The 22941-nt window shown below is 41.1% G+C and carries 17 protein-coding genes and 1 tRNA gene; 8 read left to right on the top strand and 10 right to left on the bottom strand.

Translation table 11 applies throughout. The annotated features are described in order from the left end of the window. Positions 1–9: 9 nt before the first annotated feature. Both HXT58_RS01055 and HXT58_RS01050 read left to right on the top strand, forming a co-directional pair. On the top strand, positions 10–1005 hold the full coding sequence (locus HXT58_RS01055; RefSeq protein WP_101886129.1) for an A/G-specific adenine glycosylase: 996 nt from the start codon (positions 10–12) through the stop codon (positions 1003–1005). A 129-nt stretch (positions 1006–1134) separates the two neighbouring features. After that, on the top strand, positions 1135–1947 hold the full coding sequence (locus HXT58_RS01050) for a peptide ABC transporter permease (RefSeq protein WP_415706281.1): 813 nt from the start codon (positions 1135–1137) through the stop codon (positions 1945–1947). Positions 1948–2065: 118 nt separating this feature from the next. Here the strand turns inward: HXT58_RS01050 and HXT58_RS01045 are convergent, their stop codons facing one another. The 4 genes from HXT58_RS01045 to HXT58_RS01030 all read right to left on the bottom strand — a co-directional run bounded on the left by HXT58_RS01045 (position 2066) and on the right by HXT58_RS01030 (position 6118). Further along, on the bottom strand, positions 2066–3430 hold the full coding sequence (locus HXT58_RS01045) for a PFL family protein (RefSeq protein WP_004118664.1): 1365 nt from the start codon (positions 3428–3430) through the stop codon (positions 2066–2068). Between the two features lie 38 nt (positions 3431–3468). After that, positions 3469–3807 (bottom strand): ACT domain-containing protein, encoded by a 339-nt coding sequence (locus HXT58_RS01040; RefSeq protein ID WP_004107532.1) that lies wholly within the window; start codon positions 3805–3807, stop codon positions 3469–3471. 103 nt (positions 3808–3910) lie between these two features. After that, a complete protein-coding gene (locus HXT58_RS01035; RefSeq protein WP_004107531.1) occupies positions 3911–4924 on the bottom strand; it encodes a ribose-phosphate diphosphokinase in 1014 nt (337 codons plus the stop codon). 114 nt (positions 4925–5038) lie between these two features. Continuing rightward, a complete protein-coding gene (locus HXT58_RS01030; RefSeq protein WP_415706275.1) occupies positions 5039–6118 on the bottom strand; it encodes a DMT family transporter in 1080 nt (359 codons plus the stop codon). A 204-nt stretch (positions 6119–6322) separates the two neighbouring features. On the opposite strand from HXT58_RS01030, the gene rfbB reads away from it, so the two are divergent. Then, positions 6323–7414, top strand: a complete 1092-nt coding sequence (gene rfbB / locus HXT58_RS01025) for a dTDP-glucose 4,6-dehydratase (RefSeq protein ID WP_415706273.1) — start codon at positions 6323–6325, stop codon at positions 7412–7414. Between the two features lie 99 nt (positions 7415–7513). Here the strand turns inward: rfbB and HXT58_RS01020 are convergent. Together HXT58_RS01020 and HXT58_RS01015 are read right to left on the bottom strand one after the other, a co-directional pair. Continuing rightward, a tRNA-Ser gene (locus HXT58_RS01020) sits at positions 7514–7598 on the bottom strand. A 146-nt stretch (positions 7599–7744) separates the two neighbouring features. Further along, positions 7745–8992, bottom strand: coding sequence for a UDP-galactopyranose/dTDP-fucopyranose mutase family protein (locus HXT58_RS01015; protein ID WP_004107524.1), 1248 nt, complete (start codon positions 8990–8992; stop codon positions 7745–7747). A 115-nt stretch (positions 8993–9107) separates the two neighbouring features. Between HXT58_RS01015 and HXT58_RS01010 the strand changes: the two genes are divergently transcribed. Then, positions 9108–11252: a glycosyltransferase gene (locus tag HXT58_RS01010; RefSeq protein ID WP_174163629.1), complete on the top strand. Its 2145-nt coding sequence runs from the start codon at positions 9108–9110 to the stop codon at positions 11250–11252. Between the two features lie 50 nt (positions 11253–11302). On the opposite strand, the gene HXT58_RS01005 is transcribed toward HXT58_RS01010, so the two are convergent. Beyond that, positions 11303–12610, bottom strand: coding sequence for an ATP-binding cassette domain-containing protein (locus HXT58_RS01005; protein WP_174163626.1), 1308 nt, complete (start codon positions 12608–12610; stop codon positions 11303–11305). 54 nt (positions 12611–12664) lie between these two features. After that, entirely contained in the window at positions 12665–13501 is an 837-nt protein-coding gene (locus tag HXT58_RS01000; RefSeq protein ID WP_004107518.1) for an ABC transporter permease, read from the bottom strand. A 104-nt stretch (positions 13502–13605) separates the two neighbouring features. Between HXT58_RS01000 and HXT58_RS00995 the strand changes: the two genes are divergently transcribed. From HXT58_RS00995 to HXT58_RS00985, 3 genes are all read left to right on the top strand, one after another. Next, on the top strand, positions 13606–15921 hold the full coding sequence (locus HXT58_RS00995) for a glycosyltransferase (RefSeq protein ID WP_174163623.1): 2316 nt from the start codon (positions 13606–13608) through the stop codon (positions 15919–15921). 63 nt (positions 15922–15984) lie between these two features. Further along, the gene (locus HXT58_RS00990; protein ID WP_415706271.1) at positions 15985–16965 is read left to right on the top strand and encodes a glycosyltransferase family 2 protein; all 981 of its coding nucleotides are present in this window, start codon (positions 15985–15987) and stop codon (positions 16963–16965) included. Positions 16966–17051: 86 nt separating this feature from the next. Then, positions 17052–18686, top strand: coding sequence for a glycosyltransferase family 39 protein (locus HXT58_RS00985; protein ID WP_415706269.1), 1635 nt, complete (start codon positions 17052–17054; stop codon positions 18684–18686). Here the strand turns inward: HXT58_RS00985 and HXT58_RS00980 are convergent. Further along, positions 18621–19586, bottom strand: coding sequence for an EamA family transporter (locus tag HXT58_RS00980; protein WP_174191613.1), 966 nt, complete (start codon positions 19584–19586; stop codon positions 18621–18623). The genes HXT58_RS00985 and HXT58_RS00980 overlap by 66 nt on opposite strands. A 98-nt stretch (positions 19587–19684) precedes the next feature. Next, positions 19685–21481 carry a phosphotransferase gene (locus HXT58_RS00975; RefSeq protein ID WP_415706267.1) on the bottom strand — a complete coding sequence of 599 codons (1797 nt, stop codon included), beginning with the start codon at positions 21479–21481 and terminating at the stop codon, positions 19685–19687. A 264-nt stretch (positions 21482–21745) separates the two neighbouring features. Between HXT58_RS00975 and HXT58_RS00970 the strand changes: the two genes are divergently transcribed. Beyond that, positions 21746–22876, top strand: a complete 1131-nt coding sequence (locus HXT58_RS00970; RefSeq protein WP_410295789.1) for a LicD family protein — start codon at positions 21746–21748, stop codon at positions 22874–22876. Positions 22877–22941: the final 65 nt, after the last annotated feature.

Below are 22941 nucleotides of genomic sequence, written 5' to 3'. Positions count from 1 at the left end.
TAATCAAGCATGCAGCAAGATTCACAATCTCTCACCGAAGAACATCTCACCGAAGAAACTTCTCAGCCATTGCGCGAATTGGCAACACTTACGCGCGATAATGTTGCACTTTTTTGGCATAGTTGTGCACGCGATTTGCCTTGGAGGTTTGGGCACACTACCCCTTGGGGTGTGCTTGTGTGTGAAGTAATGAGCCAGCAAACGCAAATGAGCCGCGTTGTACCTTATTGGCTCACTTGGATGCAAACTTGGCCAGATGCACAATCACTAGCCCACGCTACGAGTGCTGAAATTATTACAGCTTGGGGTCGCCTCGGCTACCCTCGACGCGCGTTACGTTTACAATCTTGTGCTCAAGTTGTAGCAACAACATATCGCAATAAGCTGCCATGCACCTATGAAGAACTTATTGCCTTGCCAGGTGTAGGCGATTACACAGCAAGTGCAATACTCAGCTTTGCTTATGGCAAGCACATTGCGGTGATTGATACAAATATTCGCCGCGTACTTATGCGCGCTTTTACTGGAACTGAATCGCATGGTGGCAGCACAACGCAATCTGACCGCGAGCTTGCTGCAGCAGTATTGCCGGAAGATAATCATGTTACTACTGCCACTGCTAACGCTACTAACACCACCAACACTACTTGCACTTCATCCATTTGGAATCAGGCAATTATGGAAATTGGTGCTACCATTTGCACAGCACGATCTCCGCAATGCACTACATGCCCTTTGCAAACATGGTGCCGTTTCAAAGCTGCTGGATTTCCAGGTCTTGGCCACCATACCCGCCCACAGCAACATTTTGCCGGCACTAATCGGCAAGTGCGCGGCATTATTTTGCAGGCATTGCGTGAAGCACATAAAAAACAGCAGGTATTGCAACGTTGCGAGATCAACAATTTATGGTCGAATCAAACGCAACTTGACAAATGCATTGCTTCGCTCGATCATGACAGTCTTATCACTATATTGCCGGATGGCACTTTAGCACTACCTTAAGTAACTAACTAATTACGCTGCTTTTGTAACTCTTTAATTAACAACTTAATTACTTTGTATGTGAGTCTACCTTGTGTAGTGAGTACAGTTCATCTCATCGACTTATGTATTACAATGGTAAATATGTCAATGCCAACTACGTCACCACGTAAACCGCATCGCAATGCGAGTGCAACATCATTTCGCAACCCGATGCGCAAACCCGTGCGTAAGCCCGTACGCAACATGAGTGCAGCAAAACAAAAAATGTATCGTCGCCGCAGAATTGTTGTTGGTATTGCTTTGTTGCTTTTGATTATGCTGGTCATATTTTGCGTTATTAGCTTGAGTAAGGGTATTGCTGCTATTGGTAAAGCGATTGCTGGCCATGAAGTTACTATTGTTCGTCAACCAGTGCCAGACCCTCGTCCTGTTGGCTTAACACCTCATTGCACTGCTAAAGATATTCGTCTTGAGCTTTCTACTAAGTCACAAACTGTTCCCATGGGCGGTAGCGTTGAATTGACAGAACGATTTGTGTACGAAGGAAACTCTTCTTGCCTTATTGACGCATCGGATATGAATGCTGTTTTAACGATTAATAGTAGTGAAGAAGTTACGCAAGGTAAGCAAACAACTAAAGATAATAAAAAGAAAAATAATCAAGACAGCAAAAATAGCAAAGACAGCAAAGACTTTAAAGACTCCAGTAAGAGCGTTGACTACTTATCCCATGCAGTATGGCGTTCAGACGTATGCGATATGCCTTTGAAACCTCTTCTTATGGCAAAAGGCGACCATTTTGAGAAGAAAATTACTTGGAACACTAATTCCACTTCCGGCAAAGGCTGCACCGCTGATGAGGATTTGCCAAAAGTGAATCGCGGAACTTACGTTTTACGCATTGAGCACAAACGAGTACAAGGTTTGCATAGCGAACCTGTGCTAATTAACGTGCAATAATCGCTAGCATACCGTACAAAATGCGCTCGTACTAAAAGCTAGTAACAACTTGCGCATCAAAATTAAAGCCAGACGCGACGCTTGTGCCCGCAAAGCACGAAAGCAAGTCGAAACGTAGCTAATTCTTGAAGCTGTGTACTGGAGCAGGAATACGTCCGCCGCGAGTTACGAAAGCTTCGCAGCTTGTTTGGTTTACTGGCATAATCGGCGCATATCCCATTAATCCGCCGAAGTTCGCCATTTCGCCTACACCTTTTCCAATTACTGGAATAATTCGCACAGCGGTAGTTTTTTGATTAATCATGCCGATTGCAGATTCATCCGCAATCATGCCAGAAATCGTTGCAGCGGAAGTATTTCCAGGAATCGCAATCATGTCAAGACCGACTGAGCAAACGCATGTCATTGCTTCAAGCTTTTCAATAGTCAAGCAGCCAGACTTCGCAGCAGCAATCATATTTGCATCTTCCGAAACGGGTATAAACGCTCCAGAAAGACCGCCAACATAGCTACTTGCCATAATGCCGCCCTTCTTAACTTGATCGTTCAGCATAGCGAGCGCAGCAGTTGTGCCAGGAGCACCAACCTGGTCCAAACCGATTTTCTCAAGCACTTCGCCAACAGAATCGCCAACTGCAGGAGTTGGAGCAAGCGACAAGTCTATAATTCCAAACGGCACACCAAGCCTACGAGAAGCCTCTTGCGCAACCAACTGACCTACACGAGTAATCTTAAACGCAGTGCGCTTAATAGTTTCGCATAGAAAAGCAAAGTCTTTTCCTCTAGCAGCATCGAGTGCACTCGAAACAACGCCAGGACCAGACACGCCAACATTGATCACAGCATCGCCTTCAGTTACACCATGGAAGCCGCCTGCCATGAACGGATTGTCGTCCGGAGCATTGCAAAAAGCCACGAATTTAACACAACCGTAAGAATCGTTTCCAGCTGTAGCTTCAGCGATCTTTTTAATCGTGCGTCCGAGCAGCTCTACGCAATCCATGTCTATACCAGTTCGCGTCGAGCCAACATTCACAGACGAGCACACAATTTCCGTCTCACTTAAGGCTTGTGGAAGCGACTCAATAAGCATGCGGTCTGCTGCAGTCATCGACTTTGCAGGAAGCGCCGAATACCCACCAATTAAATCAACTCCAACAGTGTGTGCTGCTCTGTCTAATGCGTGCGCAATTTGCACAAAATCTTCAGGCTTTTTACAAGATGACGCTCCAACAAGCGAAATTGGAGTTACGGTAATTCGCTTGTTTACAATTGGAATTCCGTAGTCGCGCGAAATATCGTTACCTGTTTTGACGAGATCTTTTGCAAGACGTGTGATTTTTTCCTCAACTTTGTTACAAACGTCCTGCAAGTTTTCGCAAGCGCAATCTAGCAGGTTAATTCCCATGGTGATTGTGCGAACGTCGAGCTGTTCTTGCTCAATCATCGAATTAGTTTCGCTTACTTCCATCAGGTTGAGCATTGTGTACTTCCTTACATTTACTTAGATTGCTGCGGATTTTAGATTCTGTGCATTGCAGTGAAAATATTGCTACGCTGGCAGCGAATACGCACGCCAATTTCGTCTCCTAGCGTTTCTAATCCTGCAGCAAAGTCGCCAAATTCGCAATCAACAGTAGACACGTCAACAATCATCATCATGTTGAAGAATCCGTCGACAATTGTTTGAGAAATATTCAAAATATTTACATTATGCTCGGCAGCATGCGAAGTAACTTTTGCAATAATACCAACGGTATCGCAGCCGACAACGGTAATAATCGCTCTGGAAGCATCAGATTGCAACGCTTCTTGCGATTCATTATTTTCTGCAACTGCTGTTGTGTTATTGGCGACCATATTTGCCTCCTGCCGTTTTGAACCCGTACGTTAATGCATAAAGCTTATGCAGTTACACGAATTATGCGGTTATTTGTTTTATATATTGTACGTTTTATGCGCTTTATGCGTAAATATTATGCTGTTTCATATCTTCCGGAAGTGCGTTGCGAAGCGACACAAGCGATCCAGAGCGGAACACGGAACGAATACCAGCAGCAAGAAGCGGCGCAATCGAAAGAACCGTCATATTATCAAGACGCTTCTCTTCAGGCACAGGAACTGTATCCGTCACAATGATCTCGCGAACTCCAGCAGCTTTTAAGCGCTCAACAGCAGGTCCAGAAAGCAAAGCATGCGTTGCAACCAAAGTAACAGATTTTGCTCCAGCCTCACGCAAAGTGCGTACAGCTTCGCAAATAGTGCCAGCAGTATCAATCATGTCGTCAACAACAATGCAATCGCGTCCTTTAATCTCACCGATAATGCCATGAGCTTCAGCATGATTTGGACGAGTAATATCGCGCGTTTTATGAATAAAAGCAAGAGGTAAATCTCCGAGTTTTGCAGCCCATTGCTCAGAGACTTTGATGCGACCAGCATCAGGAGAAACAATAGTTGCGTTGTCGAGCTTCATAGAGTTTCGCACATAATCAATAAGCACAGGCATCGCAGTCAAATGGTCAACAGGACCATCAAAGAAACCTTGCTCCTGAGTTGCGTGCATGTCGACAGTCAAAATGCGCGTGGCGCCAGCAGCGCGGAATAAGTCAAACATGAGGCGAGCAGTAATAGGCTCACGTCCCTGATGCTTTTTATCCTGACGCGAATATCCAAAGAACGGTGCAACCACGTTAATACTGCGAGCAGATGCGCGTCGCAAAGAATCGACCATAAGCAGCTGTTCCATAATCCAATTGTTAATAGGATTCGTATGTGCCTGAAGCACAAACACATCTGAGCCACGGACAGGCTGAGTAAAGCGCACATACATTTCGCCATTCGCAAAATCGTAGGCAGTAGTCTCAAGCACATCAATACCAAGATACTGTGCAGTCTCATTAGCAAGCTCTGGGTATGCACGACCCGTAACTAACATCATCTGCTTTTTTGGATTGCCTTCAAGAATTATTGACATAATTGCCTTCCCGTTTGCAAACTGGTGTACGCGACATAGTCACCTCCCATTTTAGCAGCCTGTACGCCTCGTACGACACAACAAGCGTTTTATTTTAATGCGTTACTTTAAAAATTACTGAGCGCTACGTTTGCAAAGCAAAATCATCATTACGAAAATAAGCCCGAATCCCACAAAATCTGCCCATGAAAAAACGGCTCCAGTAAACATAACAGCAGTAATTGCAGCAGTAACAGGCTCGCTAGCTCCAAGCAAAGTACCACGAACAGAACCTACTCGCATAATGCCCTCTAAGAACAGCCAATATGCTCCAAAAGTTCCAGCAATAACAGTAAAAGTAAAAAGCAGCATAGCACGCAAATCTAATGCAGGCATCGTTTCCCACGGTCGCACAAACGGGAGCATAATAAAACCAGCAATAATAAACGTAATGCCATTAACAGTCAGATTTCCCCATTTTGCAATCAATTTCACAGGCATAATAGCAAGCGCCGCTGTAGACGCAGCATCTGCAAGACCCCAAAGCAAACCCATAATAGGCAAAGATAGTGAAGAAAGATTACCACCTGTAGCCATTAAAGCAGTTCCTGCAAAAGCTAGCACAACTCCAATAGTTTCGCGCATAGTTGGCACGCGGCGAGCGCGAAAACACACATAAACCAAAACAAACAGTAAGTTAAGGCTTTGAAGCACAGTAGCAGTGCCAGAATTAGTCCAATCAATAGTCCATAAATACGAAACTTGCGTAAGAAGCACGCAAACTACGCCAGTAAACGCCATCGAAATCCATGTGCGACCAGTTTTCACAGCACCACTTAACTGCTTAGGAGTGCACACTGCAGCAGTAATGACAAATAACATGCCGGCAGCAATTTGACGAACGCAAGCGATTTGCAAAGGAGATACGTGATACGTCGACATAAGGATTTTCGAAACTGTTGCGTTTGCACCCCAAAATGCGCCACCCAAAAGAGTTAAAAATATTCCTACAAGAATAGCGTTTGTAGAATGATTTAACGCTGGATTAGGTTTATTTGGAGTACCTTCGATTGCTTTTGCTGCAGCTTTTGATGTGTCAAAAGTCTTTGAACCTGTTGATTGCAATTTCGAAGATTGTTGCTTTTTTGTTGAAGAGGAATCAATATTTGATGAATCCAAATCATGCGCACTGCTACGCCAAGAAAACTTAACCATTATTAGATTCACCTCGCATCCCCAAACAAGCAAACATGCAGTAATTATTGCACATCTACTCAACTAATTTGCTGGTAAACAACACTTTAGAGAAACATACTCTACTTGCACACACGAAAGAAATGTATAGTATTAAAAAATTACAATTCAAAATGCGCATATTAAACAATAAAATCAACGCACTAGCCATATGAAGGCGGTAACATGCACAACTACGCATCAAGCAGTAATGCTTTTCAACCACACCACATTTTAGTTACTGGCGGCGCAGGCTTTATTGGATCTAATTTTGTGCATTACATAGCTAAACATCATACAACGGTTGCTGTTACGGTACTTGATTTGCTTACCTACGCTGGGAATATGGCAAATCTTTACGATTTACCTCAAGATTTTGCAAACAACCGATACGCTTTTATTCGCGGAGATATTCGAGACGAAAATATAGTTGATCAGCTATTAGATCCGCATAATCCAATTAAAACGGCAGAGGGAACAACACTTCCTGCTATCGACGCAATTGTAAATTTTGCTGCAGAATCACACAACGATAATGCAATCGAGTTTTCTGACCCATTTATAAGCACAAATATTTTAGGAACGCATACGCTCATTAAATTTGCACACAAATATAATATTCGTTTCCATCAAGTAAGTACCGATGAAGTTTACGGGGATTTTCCTATTGACAGCGTGCTTAAATTTGACGAGTCAAGTCCATATTGTCCGTCTAGTCCATATTCTGCAAGCAAAGCTGCAGGCGATCTGTTGGTAAAAGCATGGTGTAGGACTTACGGTTTGCGCGCAACTATTTCGAATAGCAGCAATAATTACGGTCCACGACAGCATATTGAAAAGTTTATTCCTCGCCAAATTACAAATATTATGTGCAATATGCCAGCAAAATTGTACGGCGTAGGAGATTCGATACGCGATTGGATCCACGTTGAAGATAATTGCGACGCAATATGGCATGTTCTAACGCGTGGAACAATCGGTGAAACATATAATATCGGTGCCAACTGTGAAGTTAACAACATAAATATTTTGCGGATTTTGATGCAGTTAATGGGCATGCCGGAAACAAATATAGCGTATGTAAATCCCAGAATAGGCGAGGATAGGCGTTACGCACTAGATACTACGAAAATTCGAACGCAATTAAAATGGGAGCCTAAGTACAACAATCTGAAGCAAGGCTTGCAAGAAACAATATCGTGGTACGACTCTCACGCTGATTTATGGAAGCCTATTAAAGCGCAAGTCGAGCAGCATTATGCTGAATTAGGGCACTGAATTTGAGTGACGAATTTGGGTGACGAAATTGGGTTAAGCATCAATCGGGTTTTCGGCATGAAAAAAGGGCTTCTAGCAATTGGCTAGAAACCCTAGGCGCGGAGAATACGAGATTCGAACTCGTGAGGCTGTTACACCAACACGCTTTCCAAGCGTGCGCCATAGACCACTAGGCGAATTCTCCAAATGTTAACTTAACAACCAAATCGCTTGATAAGCAAACAACTTAAATAGAATACCACGAATTTGAGATATTGCAAACTCGCGCGCGCCGAGGCGACTAACCACGACTAAATCCCCGGCAAATGTTTGCGGCGACGAAAGTTGAGACTACTTAAGCAGCGGCGCTACTTGCGATTCATAAGCGCGCAAAGCCATGTCGATTACGTTGTGCATGTCGTAATAGCTGTAAGTGCCCAAGCGACCGCCGAAAACTGTGCGAGGCTCAGCCGCAGCAAGCTCCGCATAGCGCGCATACAATGCTTTATCTGCATCAGTATTCACAGGATAGTAAGGCTCATCGTCGCGAGTTGCAGCGCGAGAATACTCCTGCCACACTACAGTTTCCCCAGCTTTCACACTTTTACCCGGCACAAAATCAGCTTCACCGCTAGTATCGCCACTAGCCTCTCCGCCAACTTCTTCACGCTCTGGATTAAAGTTCTTAAACTCAATCGCGCGCGTAAATGGCACATCAGCATCCGAATAGTTCATAACTGGGCAGCCAAAATGGTCGCTCTCCTCGTAACGCACTTCCTTAAAGTCCACAGTGCGCCACTTCAACTCGCCGAGCGCATAGTCAAAATACCTATCAACCGGACCGGTATAAACAACCGGCACTCCAGCCTCCGCCAACGCGCGCTTGTTAAATGGCTGCGACTCGTCGAAAAAGTCTACGCCAAGCGAAACGTGAATACGCGGATCGTCAATCATGCGCTGCATCCAAGCTGTGTAGCCGTCCGTTGGCAAGCCTTCCCAAGTGTCTTTAAAATAACGATTATTGTAGTTAAATCGCACAGGCAAGCGTTTAATAATTCCAGCAGGAAGCTCAGAAGGATCCGTTTGCCACTGCTTTGCTGTGTAGTTTTTAATAAACGCTTCATAAAGCGGACGCCCAATTAAGCTAATGCCCTTATCGTTCAAATTTTGCGGATCTTTGCCAGCAAACTCCCCCGCTTGGCTTGCAATCAAAGCCTTCGCTTCTTCTGGCGTGTAGTGCGCATGGAAGAATTGGTTAATCGTACCCAAGTTGATTGGCAACGGGTAAACTTCGCCGTCGTGAGTTGCGTACACGCGATGCACGTAGTTAGTAAACGACGTAAAACGGTTCACATAATCCCACACGCGTTTGTTGCTTGTGTGGAAAAGATGCGCACCATACTTGTGAATTTCGATTCCCGTTCGCTCGTCAAAATACGAGTAAGCATTGCCGCCAATATGATTACGAACGTCAATAATTTCAACGCGAGCGCCAGTATGCTCCACTGCTTGTTGAGCTACAGTTAAGCCGAACAATCCTGCTCCAACAACTACTAAATCTGGGTAAGTTGCATTTTGGGAGATTGCTGCTTGCGTCATATCATTTACCTTTCGTACTTTTAGTTGGGCTTATTATTCAAACTATGCTCCAACTCAATTCATTCATGCACAATACATTCTAAGAATAGGCTTAAGCGTATATATAATATCTAATATGACTAAGGCAAAGAGTGCAAAAACCCAAGAAATACAAGAAGCGCAAAATACTAGCAGCGCAAATAGCAACAATAGAAGTTGGGAAGTTGTAAATCGTGTTGTTTACCCTGTAAAAGACGCTGAAATTACTATGCCACTTTACGTAATTCCTTGGCATCGCTCGTATTTGCAGCGCACTGTGCTCGATCCTCGTATGAATATGCGCGCAATCGATATAAATAATCTCAATCTTACTGATTTTAAAAAGCTTCTTGCAGACACTAGCAGTCATTTGCCAAATGTTGAAACTCAAGGGGTTTGCACTGTTCTTTCGCGCAACTCACTTTGCATTGCATCTGGAAAACATGTGTCTCTTTGCACTTTCTTTAACGCTTTTCCTGCAAGCTATTGGCAGCATTGGACGAGCGTAAAAACTGTTAAGTTCACTGCCAGTGTTGAAGGCACTGGCTACTTGCAACTTATGCGATCGACTGGCCGCGGGCTTACGTATCCTGTGCAAAAGTTTGAGTTTGATTCTAATAAACAGCAACCAAACCAGCCAGCACAAGTTACGCAAGATACACAAATTATTAGCTACGAAATACCTATGACCGGTCTTGCAGACGGTGGATATTTTTGGTTTGAAGCTAAAGCAAGCGATTCTAGCAGTCTAACTGTTAGCAATGCCGAATGGAGTGTTCCTTTTGTAAATAAAGTGCAATTTAGCAACACAAAGCATCAGGAAGATTCAGCTAAGCAATCAAATAGCACTTTTTCTATTGCTATTACTACGTTTAATCGCCCTTCATACTGCCACAATCAGCTGAAGGCAATAGCAGAAAACAAAGCACTTCGCGCGCGACTTGACACAATTTATTGCACAGATCAAGGCACCGATTTAGTTAAGAATCAGCCTGGATTTAATGAAACAAGCGCAAATCTTGGCAACCAGCTCACCTATATTCAGCAGGCTAATTTAGGCGGTTCCGGCGGATTCTCGCGCGGCATGTTTGAAACGCTTAAAGCAGGAAAAAGCAGTTACACAATGCTTCTCGACGACGACGCAATTAGTGAAACAGAGTGTATTCTTCGCGCGCTTCAGTTTGCTGATTACACAATTAAACCAGCCATTATTGGCGGCGGAATGCTTCACTTGGATAATCGTACCGTCCTTTACACTCAAGGTGAGCGTTTCACGCGCAACAATGTGTGGATGAAGCCTTCACAGAATCTTGATTACAATCATGATTTTGCAGCGATTACTTTGCAAGATTGCCCAGAACGTCACCAGCGAATAGACACTGATTACAACGGTTGGTGGATGAGCCTTATTCCAACTGCGATTATGAAAGAAATCGGTCTTTCGCTACCTGTGTTTATTAAGTTTGACGATACTGAATATTCGATTAGAGCACTTGAGCACGGATACCACACGATTTGCCTGCCAGGAGTGGCAGTTTGGCATCAAGCTTGGCACGATAAGGATCCTTCACGCACTTGGGAAGAGTACTTCTTCCAGCGCAATCGTTGGATTTGTGGATTACTTCATTGCACTCATCCAAGCTTACGTTTCGCGATTGAAATGCTTCGAAGCGACTTGGCTTCCGGCTTAAAACTTGCGTATTCTGCAATGCATTTGCATCATATGGGATTACAGGATATCTTGCGCGGACCGCAATATATTGTTGATTCAATGCCACAAAAGCTTGGCGAGGTTCGTAAAGCGCGCCAAGCGTTTAGCGACACGCAGCCGGTAAACGATAAGGCACTCATTAGTGAGGTTTTGCGCGAACACGTAAGCCCGTTTACTGCACATGACGCTAAGGCTTTGCGTAAAACACAAAAGCACGCAACGATTAAGGCTTTGTTTGCGCACGAAAAGCACGCAAAGAATCCTCGCCCAGAAGTTGCAATCCCAGCTCAAGACGTTTCTTGGCCTTCGTTTGTTGGAGTTAATACCGCAATTGTTACGGCTCCAGATGGCACTACGCTGAATCTTTTCCAACGAGATAGCAAGTTATTCCGTAGAATGTTGCGTGCGGACGCACTTTTGGCGTTAAAAATGTTGCGTAAGTGGAAGAAACTGTCTAGAGAGTACCGCAGCTACGATATGGCGAGCGTTGAAAGTTGGGATAAGATTTTCAACTCAACCAACAACAAGTAAGTAACGGAAGAAACAGCTACAAAACGCCGGAGAAATTACCGGCAAATGTTTCACGAAACCTGCTTAATCGTCATCGCGCGATCGCTTAGTAAAGCATAATCACGATTGCGACTATCTCTAATCACAAACGTGCAAGCGTTCTCGTCAACAGCCACAGCTAGCAAATCTGTATAATCATCCTCAGTTGGGCTAGGTGTGCGTAAAGAAGTAAACAGCGTAAACTCGCCATTGTTAAACAAATTTAGCGGCATTTCAAAATACACTGTTTGATGCCCACGCTTTTGCATTTTCAGCACTTTAGAACCAGTATCGTAAGTGATTCCACCACGTCGAACGTCATGCAAAGCGATCGCCAAATAGAAGTCACCCGGCTCGTCATACTGATACTCAACAGCAAAACGGAAAGTATCGCTACTTTTGTAAATCTTGTCTTCCAAAGCATACGTCCTAAGCAACGGGCACTTTGCATTCAAACCTTGAGCATACTGACCCTTGCCCAGCTTTTCGCCAAGCTTATTTTGCTTTTCGCGTTCAGCTTCGATATTTGCCAAAGTATATTGATCTGCCACGGACTCAGTATTGCCAATCGCAGCAACTTCACCATCACTGATCATCATCGCACGTGTGCAATAGCGTTTAACAGCATTCATATCATGCGTAACAAGAATAACTGTTTTAGTAGGATCTTTTCGAATTTCAGTAAAGAAAGAATCGCACTTGCGCTGGAAAGCTTCGTCACCAACAGCCAAAACTTCATCAAGAACTAAAATATCTCCTTGCGCTTTAATTGCCACAGAAAAAGCCAAGCGAACTTGCATACCAGAAGAATAATTCTTTAACTTTTGATCCATAAAATCTTCAAGCTCAGCAAATTCCACAATATCGTCGTACATTGCGTCGATTTCTGCGCGAGTGAAGCCAAGTAAAGCTCCGTTAAGATACACGTTTTCGCGGCCGGTAAGTTCCGGATTAAATCCAACACCAAGCTCAATAAACGGCACAAGCTTGCCTTTTACTTTTACACTTCCAGTATTCGGGTAATAGATTTGCGAAATGATTTTTAGTAGCGTTGATTTTCCACCACCGTTTCGACCGACGATTCCGAAGAATTCACCGCGATGCACTTGAAAGCTTATGTCTTTAAGAACGTTCTGAATTTTATAGCCTTTAATACCTTTTGTAAGATTTATAAACGCTTGCTTTAGACCAGTTGCTTGCTCTGTTGGTAGTTTAAAATACTTGCCTACATGATTGACTGATAGAACAATATCGTCGTCGCTTGCTTCCGCTTCTCGCGCTACATCCACTTCAGCTTCTCGCGTTGCCGTCACTTCCGCTTCTTCCTGTAATGTATTCATAAATTCCACTTCCCCGTCATAACTGTCGTAAAATTTTCGCAATTTTCAACATCGTCACATAACTTCTACGAAAAGACGACTGTTTCTTCTAAATAGATAAACTCCCAGCCACACTATGAGCACAGTAAGTAAAAGTGGCACACAAGACATCCAAGAGAATCCAAATTCACTCCACACAGTTGGTTGCGTGTCTGGAGCCAACATATTGTGACGCATATCTTGAATGCATTGTGCTATAGGATTAAGCAGCTCAAGCTTTGCCAGTGCCGCAAAAATACCGCCTTTATTAATCACATAGCTAAGCGGATAAATAATTGGCATGCCGTAAAACAGTAGCTGTTGAACCACTTCCCAAATATGCAAAATATCGCGGAAAAACACGTACATAGTAGACATTATTAACGCCATACCAATTGCAATCGCGTAAATCTGCACCAAACTTATTGGCAACAGAACCACTCTCCAAGTAAAATGCACTCCTCCAATAATTGCAAAAATAAGCACAACTACTAAGTTGATTAAGAAGCTTATTAAAGAACCAACTGTTGCTGAAACCACCACAATGTAGTTTGGAAAATGAATTTTGCGCAACAAATCGCCACGATCTACAAGCGAGCGCAAACCGATCGAGGTTGATTCTTGCACAAACTGCCATGCACTAATACCTAGTAATAACACCACAGGATAAGTCGGTGTGCCATCTGTCATTCGCAAAAACTTGCCAAAAATAAGATACATCACACAAAACATCATCAACGGCTTCAACGCCGACCATGCTACGCCTAAGAAGGAGCCTTGATAGCGCAGCTTAAAATCGGTTTTTACTAAACCACGAAGTACGATATTTGCATAAGCGTACTTGTTTCGACAACGAGTTATGAGATTTTTCACGTTCCCTATAATATCAGTTATATTGTAATTGAATGTGCTTAATCAAATATGATACGAATACACGCAAGTGCTACACATAAGACATTTATGCTAACATCGTACGTATGCCGAAAGTATCGATTATCGTTCCAATTTATAATGTTGAAGCCTTTTTACCAGAATGTTTAGAGTCTATCCAAAATCAAACTTTTACTGATTGGGAATGTTTAATGTTTTCAGATGGGAGCAAAGACGGTTCCATCGATATTATGAAATCTTTTGCTGAAAAAGATAGTCGATTCGTTGTTATTGAAAAAGAAAACGAGGGCTATGGAGCCACTTGCAATCGTGGTTTAGAACGCGCTCAAGGCGAGTGGATTAGCATTGTTGAGCCGGATGATTTTATCGATCCGCACATGTATGAGCGTCTTTTAAGCAATACAGATCTTACGAATGAAAAGATCGATATTATTAAAGGCGGATACTGGCTTTTTTACGATGGAAAAGATGGATATAAGGATGCAGTAGACACGCCAAACTTGTGTTATTTTATGCCTAAACACAGGTCTATTTTTAGCTTGAATGAATTTGCTGAGCCTTTCTACCATCATCCTTCTATTTGGTCCGCTATTTACCGCAAAGATTTTCTTAACGGAGATAACAAAAATAATGAAACCATACGTTTTAAGCCGATTCCTGGAGCAGGTTGGACTGATAATCCTTTCTTTGCGCAAACTATGGTTTTAGCAAATAAAATCTGCTGGAATCCTGGAAAGTACTACTATTATCGTCAAACTAATCCTGGCGCTTCTAGTTTATTGAAAGATTTTCATCTTCCGTTTGACCGTTTGCGTGATATGCGCGAGTTTCTCAGTAAGCAGAATATTTCACGCGAAGTTTTACAAGCTTTTTATTCACGCGAATTTGATTACGTTAATTCGTTAATTACTGAGTTTGGTTTTGACGATAAGAATCCGGAAATACGCAAGCTTATTCGCGAAGTTTTTAGTTCTATGGATTCAAAAGAAGTTTTCCTTATGGCTTCACGTTTAAGGCCAGAGTTTATGGATTACTACATGGATTTCTTAGGATCCTCGTACGAAGTTAAAGCACACAAAGCAGAATCTAATCCTGAGCTTTCTCTTGTTATTTTTACGCATAATGCTCATTCTTGGATTGTTGATTCTCTTAAAGCTTGCACTTCTATAAGCAATATTTCTTGCGAATTTATTATTGTTGACTCTCATTCTTTGGACAGCACTCTTAATATTGCTAACAGATTTACAGATAAAGATAAACGCTTTACAATTCTGCAAAATGACAATTTATATACTGTAAAAGATATGCTCTCTAAAGCGGTTGATTACGCTCATGGAGAATACACTATTTTTATGCCTTCAAGCTATATAATCAACGAAAACGTGCTTAGAGCCGCTTTAGATAATATGCTTAAATGCTCTAACAATAAAAATAAGATCATTGATCTTGAGTTCTTTAACAATAAGAGTTTGCATAGTGATTATCTAATTGATTGTTCCATTAAAAATGATATTAAACATAATATTGATCTTTCTGAAGAAAGCTTTATTAGACCTGTAAATAATGATGACACACTGCAAGATACTTATTACGGGTCTTACGCTCCTAAAGATATTGCAGAGCTTCTAATAAACAGTTGCTACAACTATGGCTGGCAGAAAGTATGGAGAACTGAATTTCTGAAATCTGCTCACATTGAAGCTGGAGTTAACGATACTCCTGCAACTCTTATGACTTTTAGCACTCGCGCAGCATTAGCAGCTCAAAATATTATGTATTGCGATTTGGCTAAATCATACGAAAATGCTTATGGCAGGTTCAGCATTGGAGCTGACGAAGGGTTCGAAAACCTTAACAGTAAAACAATTCCAGAAAACTTCTGGCTTTCAATAGAGCATCATACCTCATTCAACGAAGCACCGCTTGAAGTTGATTCGGTGTTAGAGGTTGGAAAATGGCTTGAAAGCGAAGGGCTTCTTGAAACATACAATCAAGGATACGCGAATGCTCTTGTGGAAAGCTTCGTTCACGATTGCCATACGCGAGTAACTGCTGAATCGTTGGCAAACATCGTCCAAGATAAGTTAAAAGAAGTATTAGAGGTTCTGAATTACGAAAGAAATTCACACAACTTACCAACGTATTTTTACGACGAAAAAGCTTATAACGAATTCCAAAAGTTGCAGCTTAACGCCACTTCTCGCACTTTGTGGCTAAAAGAGCGCATGCTTGATTTTGAGCGCAAAAGCGAATTATGCGAGCAGGAAATTAGTAATATTCGCACTTCTGCACGCTATGTTATTGGCGAAAAAATCGTAAAAACAGCGAAGAAAATAGCCTTCCCGTCTATTATTGCAAAATTGCAGAAAAAGATACGCCTCATGAGAAGAGATAATAAATAATTTAGATTCTCGTAATATACTATACTGTTTGTTGTAGGTAAATCTGTTGGAGATCGTTAGATTATGAATACTTCGTTAAACAATGAGCGTAAAAGTGTTCCAATTTTATACATTGTTGTACCTTGTTTTAACGAGGAAGAAGGCATTTCTAAAACCGCCGAAGTCCTCCAAGCGAAGATGAATTATCTTATGAATCAAGAACTCATTCACTCTTACAGCAAGGTGATTTTTGTAGATGACGGTTCTAAAGATTCAACATGGAATTTAATTGCTTCTTTTAATCGCAAAAACCCTTCACTTTTTGGCGGAGTAAAGCTTGCGCATAACCGCGGTCACCAGAATGCGCTCTACGCAGGGCTTATGTACGCTCGCAAGCAAGGTTGCGACGCTGCTATTTCTATGGATTCTGATTTACAAGATGACGTAAATGCAGTAGACGAAATGCTTAAGAAATTTGTTGAAGAACATTGCGAGGTTGTTTACGGAGTTCGTTCTTCGCGCAAAAAAGACACTTGGTTTAAGCGCAATACGGCTTTGGCTTTTTACAAGGTTTTTGCTTCAATGGGTGCGGAAGTTGTGCCAAATCATGCTGATTATCGCCTAATGAGCGCAATTGCTTTGGATGCTCTTTCCGAATACAGTGAAGTCAACTTATTCCTGCGCGGAATTGTGCCAATGCTTGGATTTAAAACTGGCAAAGTTTATTACGAGCGTGGAGTAAGAACTGCTGGAGTTTCAAAATACCCTTTGCGGAAAATGATTTCTTTCGCTTTAGAGGGTATTACTTCATTCTCCGTTAAGCCGCTTAAATTAGTTACGTATATGGGATTGCTTTCTATTGTTATTGGTTTTGCAATGTTCGTATACGTAATTGTGTCTTTATTTACCAATCACACTGCTGTTGGTTGGTCATCGCTTATGTGCTCAATATGGTTTATTGGCGGATTCCTTATGATTTCTATGGGCATACTGGGAAGCTATATTGGCAAAATTTATTTGGAATCTAAGCATCGTCCACGCTACTATATTGAGAAATCTTTGTAAATACAGCCTTTGTAAATATAATTTTATAAATACAATTTCGTGAAGGCACTTTATAAAAGCAATTTTTAAAGAGAGGTTCAAAAAGTATGATTGAGCGTTTTCAGCATGTAAGCGTAATGCTCGGGCGCTTTTTTAGCAATGCTATTGTATGGTGTTCAGCTGTATTTTTCAGCGCGTTAGCATTACTGAGTTTAATTCTTTCTGCTCATCTTTTCCCCGGAGAATACAGACTTGAGTTTTTATGGTTTCAGTCGCCATTTGTACTCATTTTAAGTGCTTTATTATTCTTTATTTTCGTGTTTTTAAAGAAACGGCATGTTTTTGATAAAATCCGTATTCGATACTTTGCTGCAGCAGTTTTTGCTTATGTACTTGTATTGGGATTTTTGTGGATAAAAGTTACTCGTGCTTGGCCTGAATGGGATCCTGCTTATATGTTTAGCGCGGCGCAATATTATGCGGATCCTAATCGAAAACCTATAAATTGCGCTACTGATACGTCGGAATTATCGTGGATTATTTGCCCGGGCGGTTACTTCACTAGATTCCCATTCCAATTCCCTCTTCTTTCTCTTATGCGATTTTTGGTAATCGTTTTTGGCTCTAACGCGTACCTTGCTTTTGAAGTATTGAACGTGTTATGCGCTGCTATTACTGGAATTCTTATTGCATACTACGTAAATTTGTTGTTCCGTAATAAGAATGTAACTATTCTTTCTTTGCTTTTGTATGCAGCTTTTTTGCCTATGATTTTTTACGCGACTTTTGCGTATGGCAATACTGTTTGCTTACCGTTTGTTTTTGGCGCGCTCATTTTTCATGCTAAAAATATTAAAAGTGGAAGTTGGCTTAATGCGGTTCAGTCGTTGATTTGCATGTTCTTTGCTATATTGCTTAAGTCAACTATGGCTTATTGCTTAATTGGCATGATTGTCGTGTGGATTGTGTCGGCTTTGCGCTCTAAAAAGTGGGAACACGCTGTTTGCGTATTGCTTGCCATTGTGTTCTTTGCTTTAAGTAATGTTGCTGTGGCAAGTTCAGCTAATTCTTTCGGACATAATGCAAAAGATGGTTTGCCTTCTACTGTTTGGCTTGCAATGGCAACAGATCCCTCTCGCAAAATAGGTCCAAATAATCCTGGATGGTATAACGGGTATCCTACGAGCTTTGACGTTAAAACGTATAACAAAGATGATATTAAGAAAGAATCTACGGAATTATTGCGCAATAATCTTAGGCATTTCGCAAATAATCCGGGTGATGCCTTTAGTTTTGTCACTAAAAAATTTGCTGGAGAATGGCTTGAACCTACTTACGAATCTTTACTTGCAAGTAGTTGGAAGTGGAATGGTCCAAATAGACCAGTTTTGCTTGATCGCAAAATGAATCCTGTTTTAAGATCGCTTTATTCTGGAAAGCTTAATATTATTACATTTACTTTCTTAGACGCTCTTCAATTTATGCTTGTTGCTTTTACCGCACTATTCTTATGCGTAGCTCTACGAAAGAAAAAGTCAATTTCTTGCGAATATTTTACTCCGCTTGTTATTGTCTTAGGAATGGCTGTTTTGTATCTTGTTTGGGAAGCACAGTCGCAATATATTTTGCCAGCATACTTGCTTATGATTCCGTTTGCCGCGCGAGGTTTCGATATGCTACTTTCGCGCTACGAAAATCGTGCTGCAAATAATAGTAATGCAGCAAACCCAAGCAATAATTGATGGCATTGTTTGGTAAATTATGGAAGATGCAATCATTCCCCATGCAGCGTATGTGACGTTTGCTGCCATTGCGCGAGAGGCTCCTACTTGTGCAATTCCGCGATAATAGCTTAAATATGACCCTGTTCCAAGTAAGCCTATTGCAATTAGCATTGGTATAGTTCCTAAAAGCTTAGAGGACGCAAATATGCTACTCGCTGAAATATTGGCTGTGAAGCATAGCATTAACGCGATTATCGTGTAAGAAATAGCAGATACTGTTTCTCGAATGTGTAAGATTATTTCGTCGTCTACGCTTTGCTTTCTAGCGGCCCAAGCGCATACTACAGCTTCGCTTCCCCAGCCGATTACGCTTAAAAATGCTCCAGCTAACCCTAATAGTGTGTTTGTAATGTTTGCAGAGCTTAGTGTATTTTGCGCATCAGAGCATGAATAATATCCAAGTACTCCTACTGCTATAAGAGCTAAAGTAAAAGCTGCGTATTTTTTTACACTTAAACGTTCTTTTAGCACGATTGCGGAAAGAACTGCTCCAAAAGCAGGATATAGTGCGGAAATCGCTGCAGCATACCCAGCTCCTATATTGCTTGCTGCTAAAACATATCCGCTCATGCCAATAGGCCCGCCAAGTAAGGATCCGATGATAATAGGCGTGAGAATTTTTGGCTTTTTTAGTATTTCAAAAGTTTTATTCCACTTTTTTCTAACACTTATATAAGTCCATATGAGTATTGCGCATACAATATCGTGAAGTAATGCGCCAATAATTCCTGTGAAGATTACTAGAGCAGTGTTGTTTTCGTATGATGTGTTATTTGTAAATACGAATGATGCAGTTAAAAGAGCTAGAAGAGCTGTATCTACTCCCCATAAAAGTCCACTTAGAAACGAATATTTCATAAATACCTACTTGCTTGTTAGAAGATGTTTGTGATTTGTTTCTGCTTGTTTATATGCTGCTTATTTAGCTTTCACTTGCTTGTTATTAGTTTGTCGATTTATTTATTATTTTCATAAGCTTTTAAAGCTTCGTTAATATATCGTTTCGCATAGCTGTAATACGTGTACATGCAAGTTCCTATATTTTCGCCTTCTGCTTGTTTAACAAGTGACCACAAATGCCAGCACCATCCTGCAAATCCTATATAAGCCAATAAATGACGCTTTTCTTGCGTAGATGGAGTATGCGCTAAATAAATAGGCATTGCTTCGCTTATTTCGGTGTTATTGAATTCGTCTGAAACACATAAAGTACCAAAATCTTGAGCGTAATCAGACATTCCAGCATATTCCCAATCGATAAGATGATAGCGATTGTTTTGATCTATTAGAATATTTGCGCCTAGTATGTCATTATGGCAAAGGCAAGTATGCGAGCCGTCTTGAGTAATTACAAAGTTATGAAGCTCGTCAGCTAAAACACTTAGGTCGATGATTTTTGGCGGTATTTCTACATTTCTATCATTAAGTTCTTTCATATAGCGCTGAGATTCTGCGTAAAAATCAAAGTTGCGATGCACGCTTTCGTTACTTTCATGCAAAGAACGAACTAATTTCAAGCTTTCCTGTAATTGGTTAGGATCGTGCATATTTGCAATATGGCAATCTGGCAAAAATCGTGAAATCTTCCAACCTTCTTTAGCGTCTGCTGTAATAAAAGTGCCATCTAAACCAAGTTTTTGAGCCAATTGCAAAGCTTCAGCTTCAGCTTGTCTGTTAATAAGCACGTCTGTTCCAATGCCAGGATGCCTATAAACGTATTCGCTATTGTCAACCGAAAAATGGCAAGATAAATTAGTAAGACCTTTTTTAAGCGGATAAACGTTATGAATATCGGATTTTTTGCAGTTAAGTGTTTGAGTGATATGGTCAAAAATTGCGCTATCAATATTTTCTAGGAAAAGTGGATCAAATTCGCGTAGCTCATCAATAGAATCAAATTCGTGAATAATTGGCGTATCGTACTTGCGTATTTGCATGTCGAGTTCGTCAATGTGTTCAATAAAAATATCTTCCCAAAGTTTTCCTGCAGTTTGTGGCAAATCGTATTCTTCACGAAGAATTTGCATAAATCGTTTAGAAAATGCTTCGTCAAAATATACGTGACCAATCATGTACCAAGCGTTACTTCCGCCAATCGTGACTTTTGTAATGCGATCATGCGCTCCGCAAGTCATGCACCATTCTTTAGTGTATCCTTGCTGGAATTGCGCGGAATAATAAGCTTTCCAAACGTATTTTTCAAATGGATTTTCGTCGAAATAATTGTCGGATGAGCAAATATAAGTGTTCGATAACTGGTTTGCTACTGCCATAATTGAACTGTTGTTATTGCGCGTGCTGTACTCGCTATTGGGCACGATTTTTACGTTAAAAGCGTCTTCTAAGTAGAAAAATTGCTCTTGCTTGTAGCCAACAACAATTGTTATATCGTTAATCCCAGCTTCGTTAAGTTGCTTGATTTGGCGTTCAATAAGAACTTCTCCTCGAACTTTGATTAATCCTTTAGGTATCTCGTATGAAATAGGAGAAAATCTTGAAGAAAAGCCTGCTGCCATAATAATAGCGTTGCGTACTTTATATGGTTCAAGAGATTTCATGCCTTCTTCAGTGATGCGCAATTCGTTTGTTATTTCAATAAGATTTTTATTTTCTGCGCTTTTTATTGCTGAATTAACAGTTCCGAGTGAAATTCCTGATTGCGAGGCTATGTCTCGCTGGCTTAATTGCGCACTTCTGTTTTTGTTATTTAATAGCGTTGTAAGAAGCTTAAATTCGTTGTGATTGATAGCCATGCGAGCCTCGCTTGTGTTGGTATTTTGTTCATTATACAACAAGTGTTCAAAAATAGCTATTAAATTTTTATTTTGAACAACGCGCAGCTAAAGTGACCGAAACTGCGCAAGCATGTAAAGTTTATGTCGCTTTTTAGCAAGAATCCGACCGAAACTGCGCAGCCGCGTAAAGAATAGGTCGCTTGCAAGCAACAAAACGTATATAATGAGTAACCATATGACTTTTGCTAGTAAAAGTGAGAGAAAGCAACAGAAGGTGTAAGTATGGCGTCTGTATTTCGTAAGCTAATGCGCAAATTTATTGAGCATTGTCCTTCATCAAAACGTTCAATAAAAGATCTTAGAGCGCAAGTTAGCGATTTACAGAACAGCATAGATCGCATGCAATGCGTGTTAGACGAGCAATTGCCACGCATTCTTGAAAACCAACGCAATATGCACGTTGACATACTTACGAATCGAGAGCACGCTTCTCTCTTAGCTTGGGCAAACTATCGCAATGACAACGAAAGCGATTTTGATGCTCGCAAGCGTTTTTACTATAGTCTTCCTCAGGCAACTGGTTCAGTGCGACTTATTCAACGCGGTTGCGCTTCGCTTTTAAATGAATTTGCAACGTTTGCTAAAGAATATAATTTGCAATATTGGGCTGATTTTGGTACTTTGCTTGGCACTATTCGCCATCGCGGATTTATTCCTTGGGATGACGATACAGATTTAGGAATGATGCGAAGCGATGTAGATAGGCTTCTTGAATTGCTTAAAAAAGATGAAAAGTTGTCTAAACGCTATCGCGCAGTGCTTATATTTGACCCTTACGTTTTCTGCAGGCAGCTTAGATTGCGATACAAAAATTCTGAAGACCCCAGCTTCATTGATATTTTCTTCTACGATTACATGCCTAAATACGATGAGCATACTAAGAAAAGGTTTATTGAAATTCGTGAAGAATTAAAAAAAGATTTGAAATCTAAACCTTTTTATAATAAATGGCACGCAAACGGATACTTGGAAGATGGCGAAGAGTTTAGTGGCGAAATAGAAAATACTTTCACCAAATATCAAAATATTGCAAAAAGTGAAAATATTATTGCAGATGACGTTACTAGCAACGAGTGCAATATTATTTACGGGCTTGATAACGTCGATTCTGAATTAATATACACATCGCAATATGAGGATATGTTCCCGCTTAGGCAAGAAGAATTTGAAAAATTCGCAATTTTAGTACCTAATAAAGCAGAAAAAATTCTCTTCAATTATTATGGGAATATTTATCAGCTTCCTTCAGATATGGTTTCGCACTTGCAGCATGTAAGCCGTGAGTTACTTAATAACAAACATACTATTGAAGCAATTGAGCAAGATATTGAAACTAACCCTTATATGCACTGATCATGCTTAAACTCTGGAATGTAACAAGTATACGCATTACATTCATTGTCATTGATCGTAAAATA

Source organism: Gardnerella sp. KA01000 (assembly GCF_049244035.1).
Taxonomy (GTDB): Bacteria; Actinomycetota; Actinomycetes; order Actinomycetales; family Bifidobacteriaceae; genus Bifidobacterium; species Bifidobacterium leopoldii.
Note: the sequence above shows the minus strand (reverse complement) of the source record. Positions and strands in the feature narration are given on the sequence as shown.

What these genes read in the sequence shown, in the direction of transcription:
- HXT58_RS01055 (WP_101886129.1), top strand. Translation starts at nt 10, where the DNA reads ATGCAGCAAGATTCACAATCTCTCACCGAAGAACATCTCACCGAAGAA.
- HXT58_RS00975 (WP_415706267.1), bottom strand. Translation starts at nt 21,481, where the DNA reads ATGGCTATCAATCACAACGAATTTAAGCTTCTTACAACGCTATTAAAT.
- HXT58_RS01015 (WP_004107524.1), bottom strand. Translation starts at nt 8,992, where the DNA reads ATGACGCAAGCAGCAATCTCCCAAAATGCAACTTACCCAGATTTAGTA.
- HXT58_RS00980 (WP_174191613.1), bottom strand. Translation starts at nt 19,586, where the DNA reads ATGAAATATTCGTTTCTAAGTGGACTTTTATGGGGAGTAGATACAGCT.
- HXT58_RS01035 (WP_004107531.1), bottom strand. Translation starts at nt 4,924, where the DNA reads ATGTCAATAATTCTTGAAGGCAATCCAAAAAAGCAGATGATGTTAGTT.
- HXT58_RS01040 (WP_004107532.1), bottom strand. Translation starts at nt 3,807, where the DNA reads ATGGTCGCCAATAACACAACAGCAGTTGCAGAAAATAATGAATCGCAA.
- rfbB (WP_415706273.1), top strand. Translation starts at nt 6,323, where the DNA reads ATGCACAACTACGCATCAAGCAGTAATGCTTTTCAACCACACCACATT.
- HXT58_RS00990 (WP_415706271.1), top strand. Translation starts at nt 15,985, where the DNA reads ATGAATACTTCGTTAAACAATGAGCGTAAAAGTGTTCCAATTTTATAC.
- HXT58_RS00985 (WP_415706269.1), top strand. Translation starts at nt 17,052, where the DNA reads ATGATTGAGCGTTTTCAGCATGTAAGCGTAATGCTCGGGCGCTTTTTT.
- HXT58_RS01010 (WP_174163629.1), top strand. Translation starts at nt 9,108, where the DNA reads ATGACTAAGGCAAAGAGTGCAAAAACCCAAGAAATACAAGAAGCGCAA.
- HXT58_RS00970 (WP_410295789.1), top strand. Translation starts at nt 21,746, where the DNA reads ATGGCGTCTGTATTTCGTAAGCTAATGCGCAAATTTATTGAGCATTGT.
- HXT58_RS01050 (WP_415706281.1), top strand. Translation starts at nt 1,135, where the DNA reads ATGCCAACTACGTCACCACGTAAACCGCATCGCAATGCGAGTGCAACA.
- HXT58_RS00995 (WP_174163623.1), top strand. Translation starts at nt 13,606, where the DNA reads ATGCCGAAAGTATCGATTATCGTTCCAATTTATAATGTTGAAGCCTTT.
- HXT58_RS01030 (WP_415706275.1), bottom strand. Translation starts at nt 6,118, where the DNA reads ATGGTTAAGTTTTCTTGGCGTAGCAGTGCGCATGATTTGGATTCATCA.
- HXT58_RS01045 (WP_004118664.1), bottom strand. Translation starts at nt 3,430, where the DNA reads ATGCTCAACCTGATGGAAGTAAGCGAAACTAATTCGATGATTGAGCAA.
- HXT58_RS01005 (WP_174163626.1), bottom strand. Translation starts at nt 12,610, where the DNA reads ATGAATACATTACAGGAAGAAGCGGAAGTGACGGCAACGCGAGAAGCT.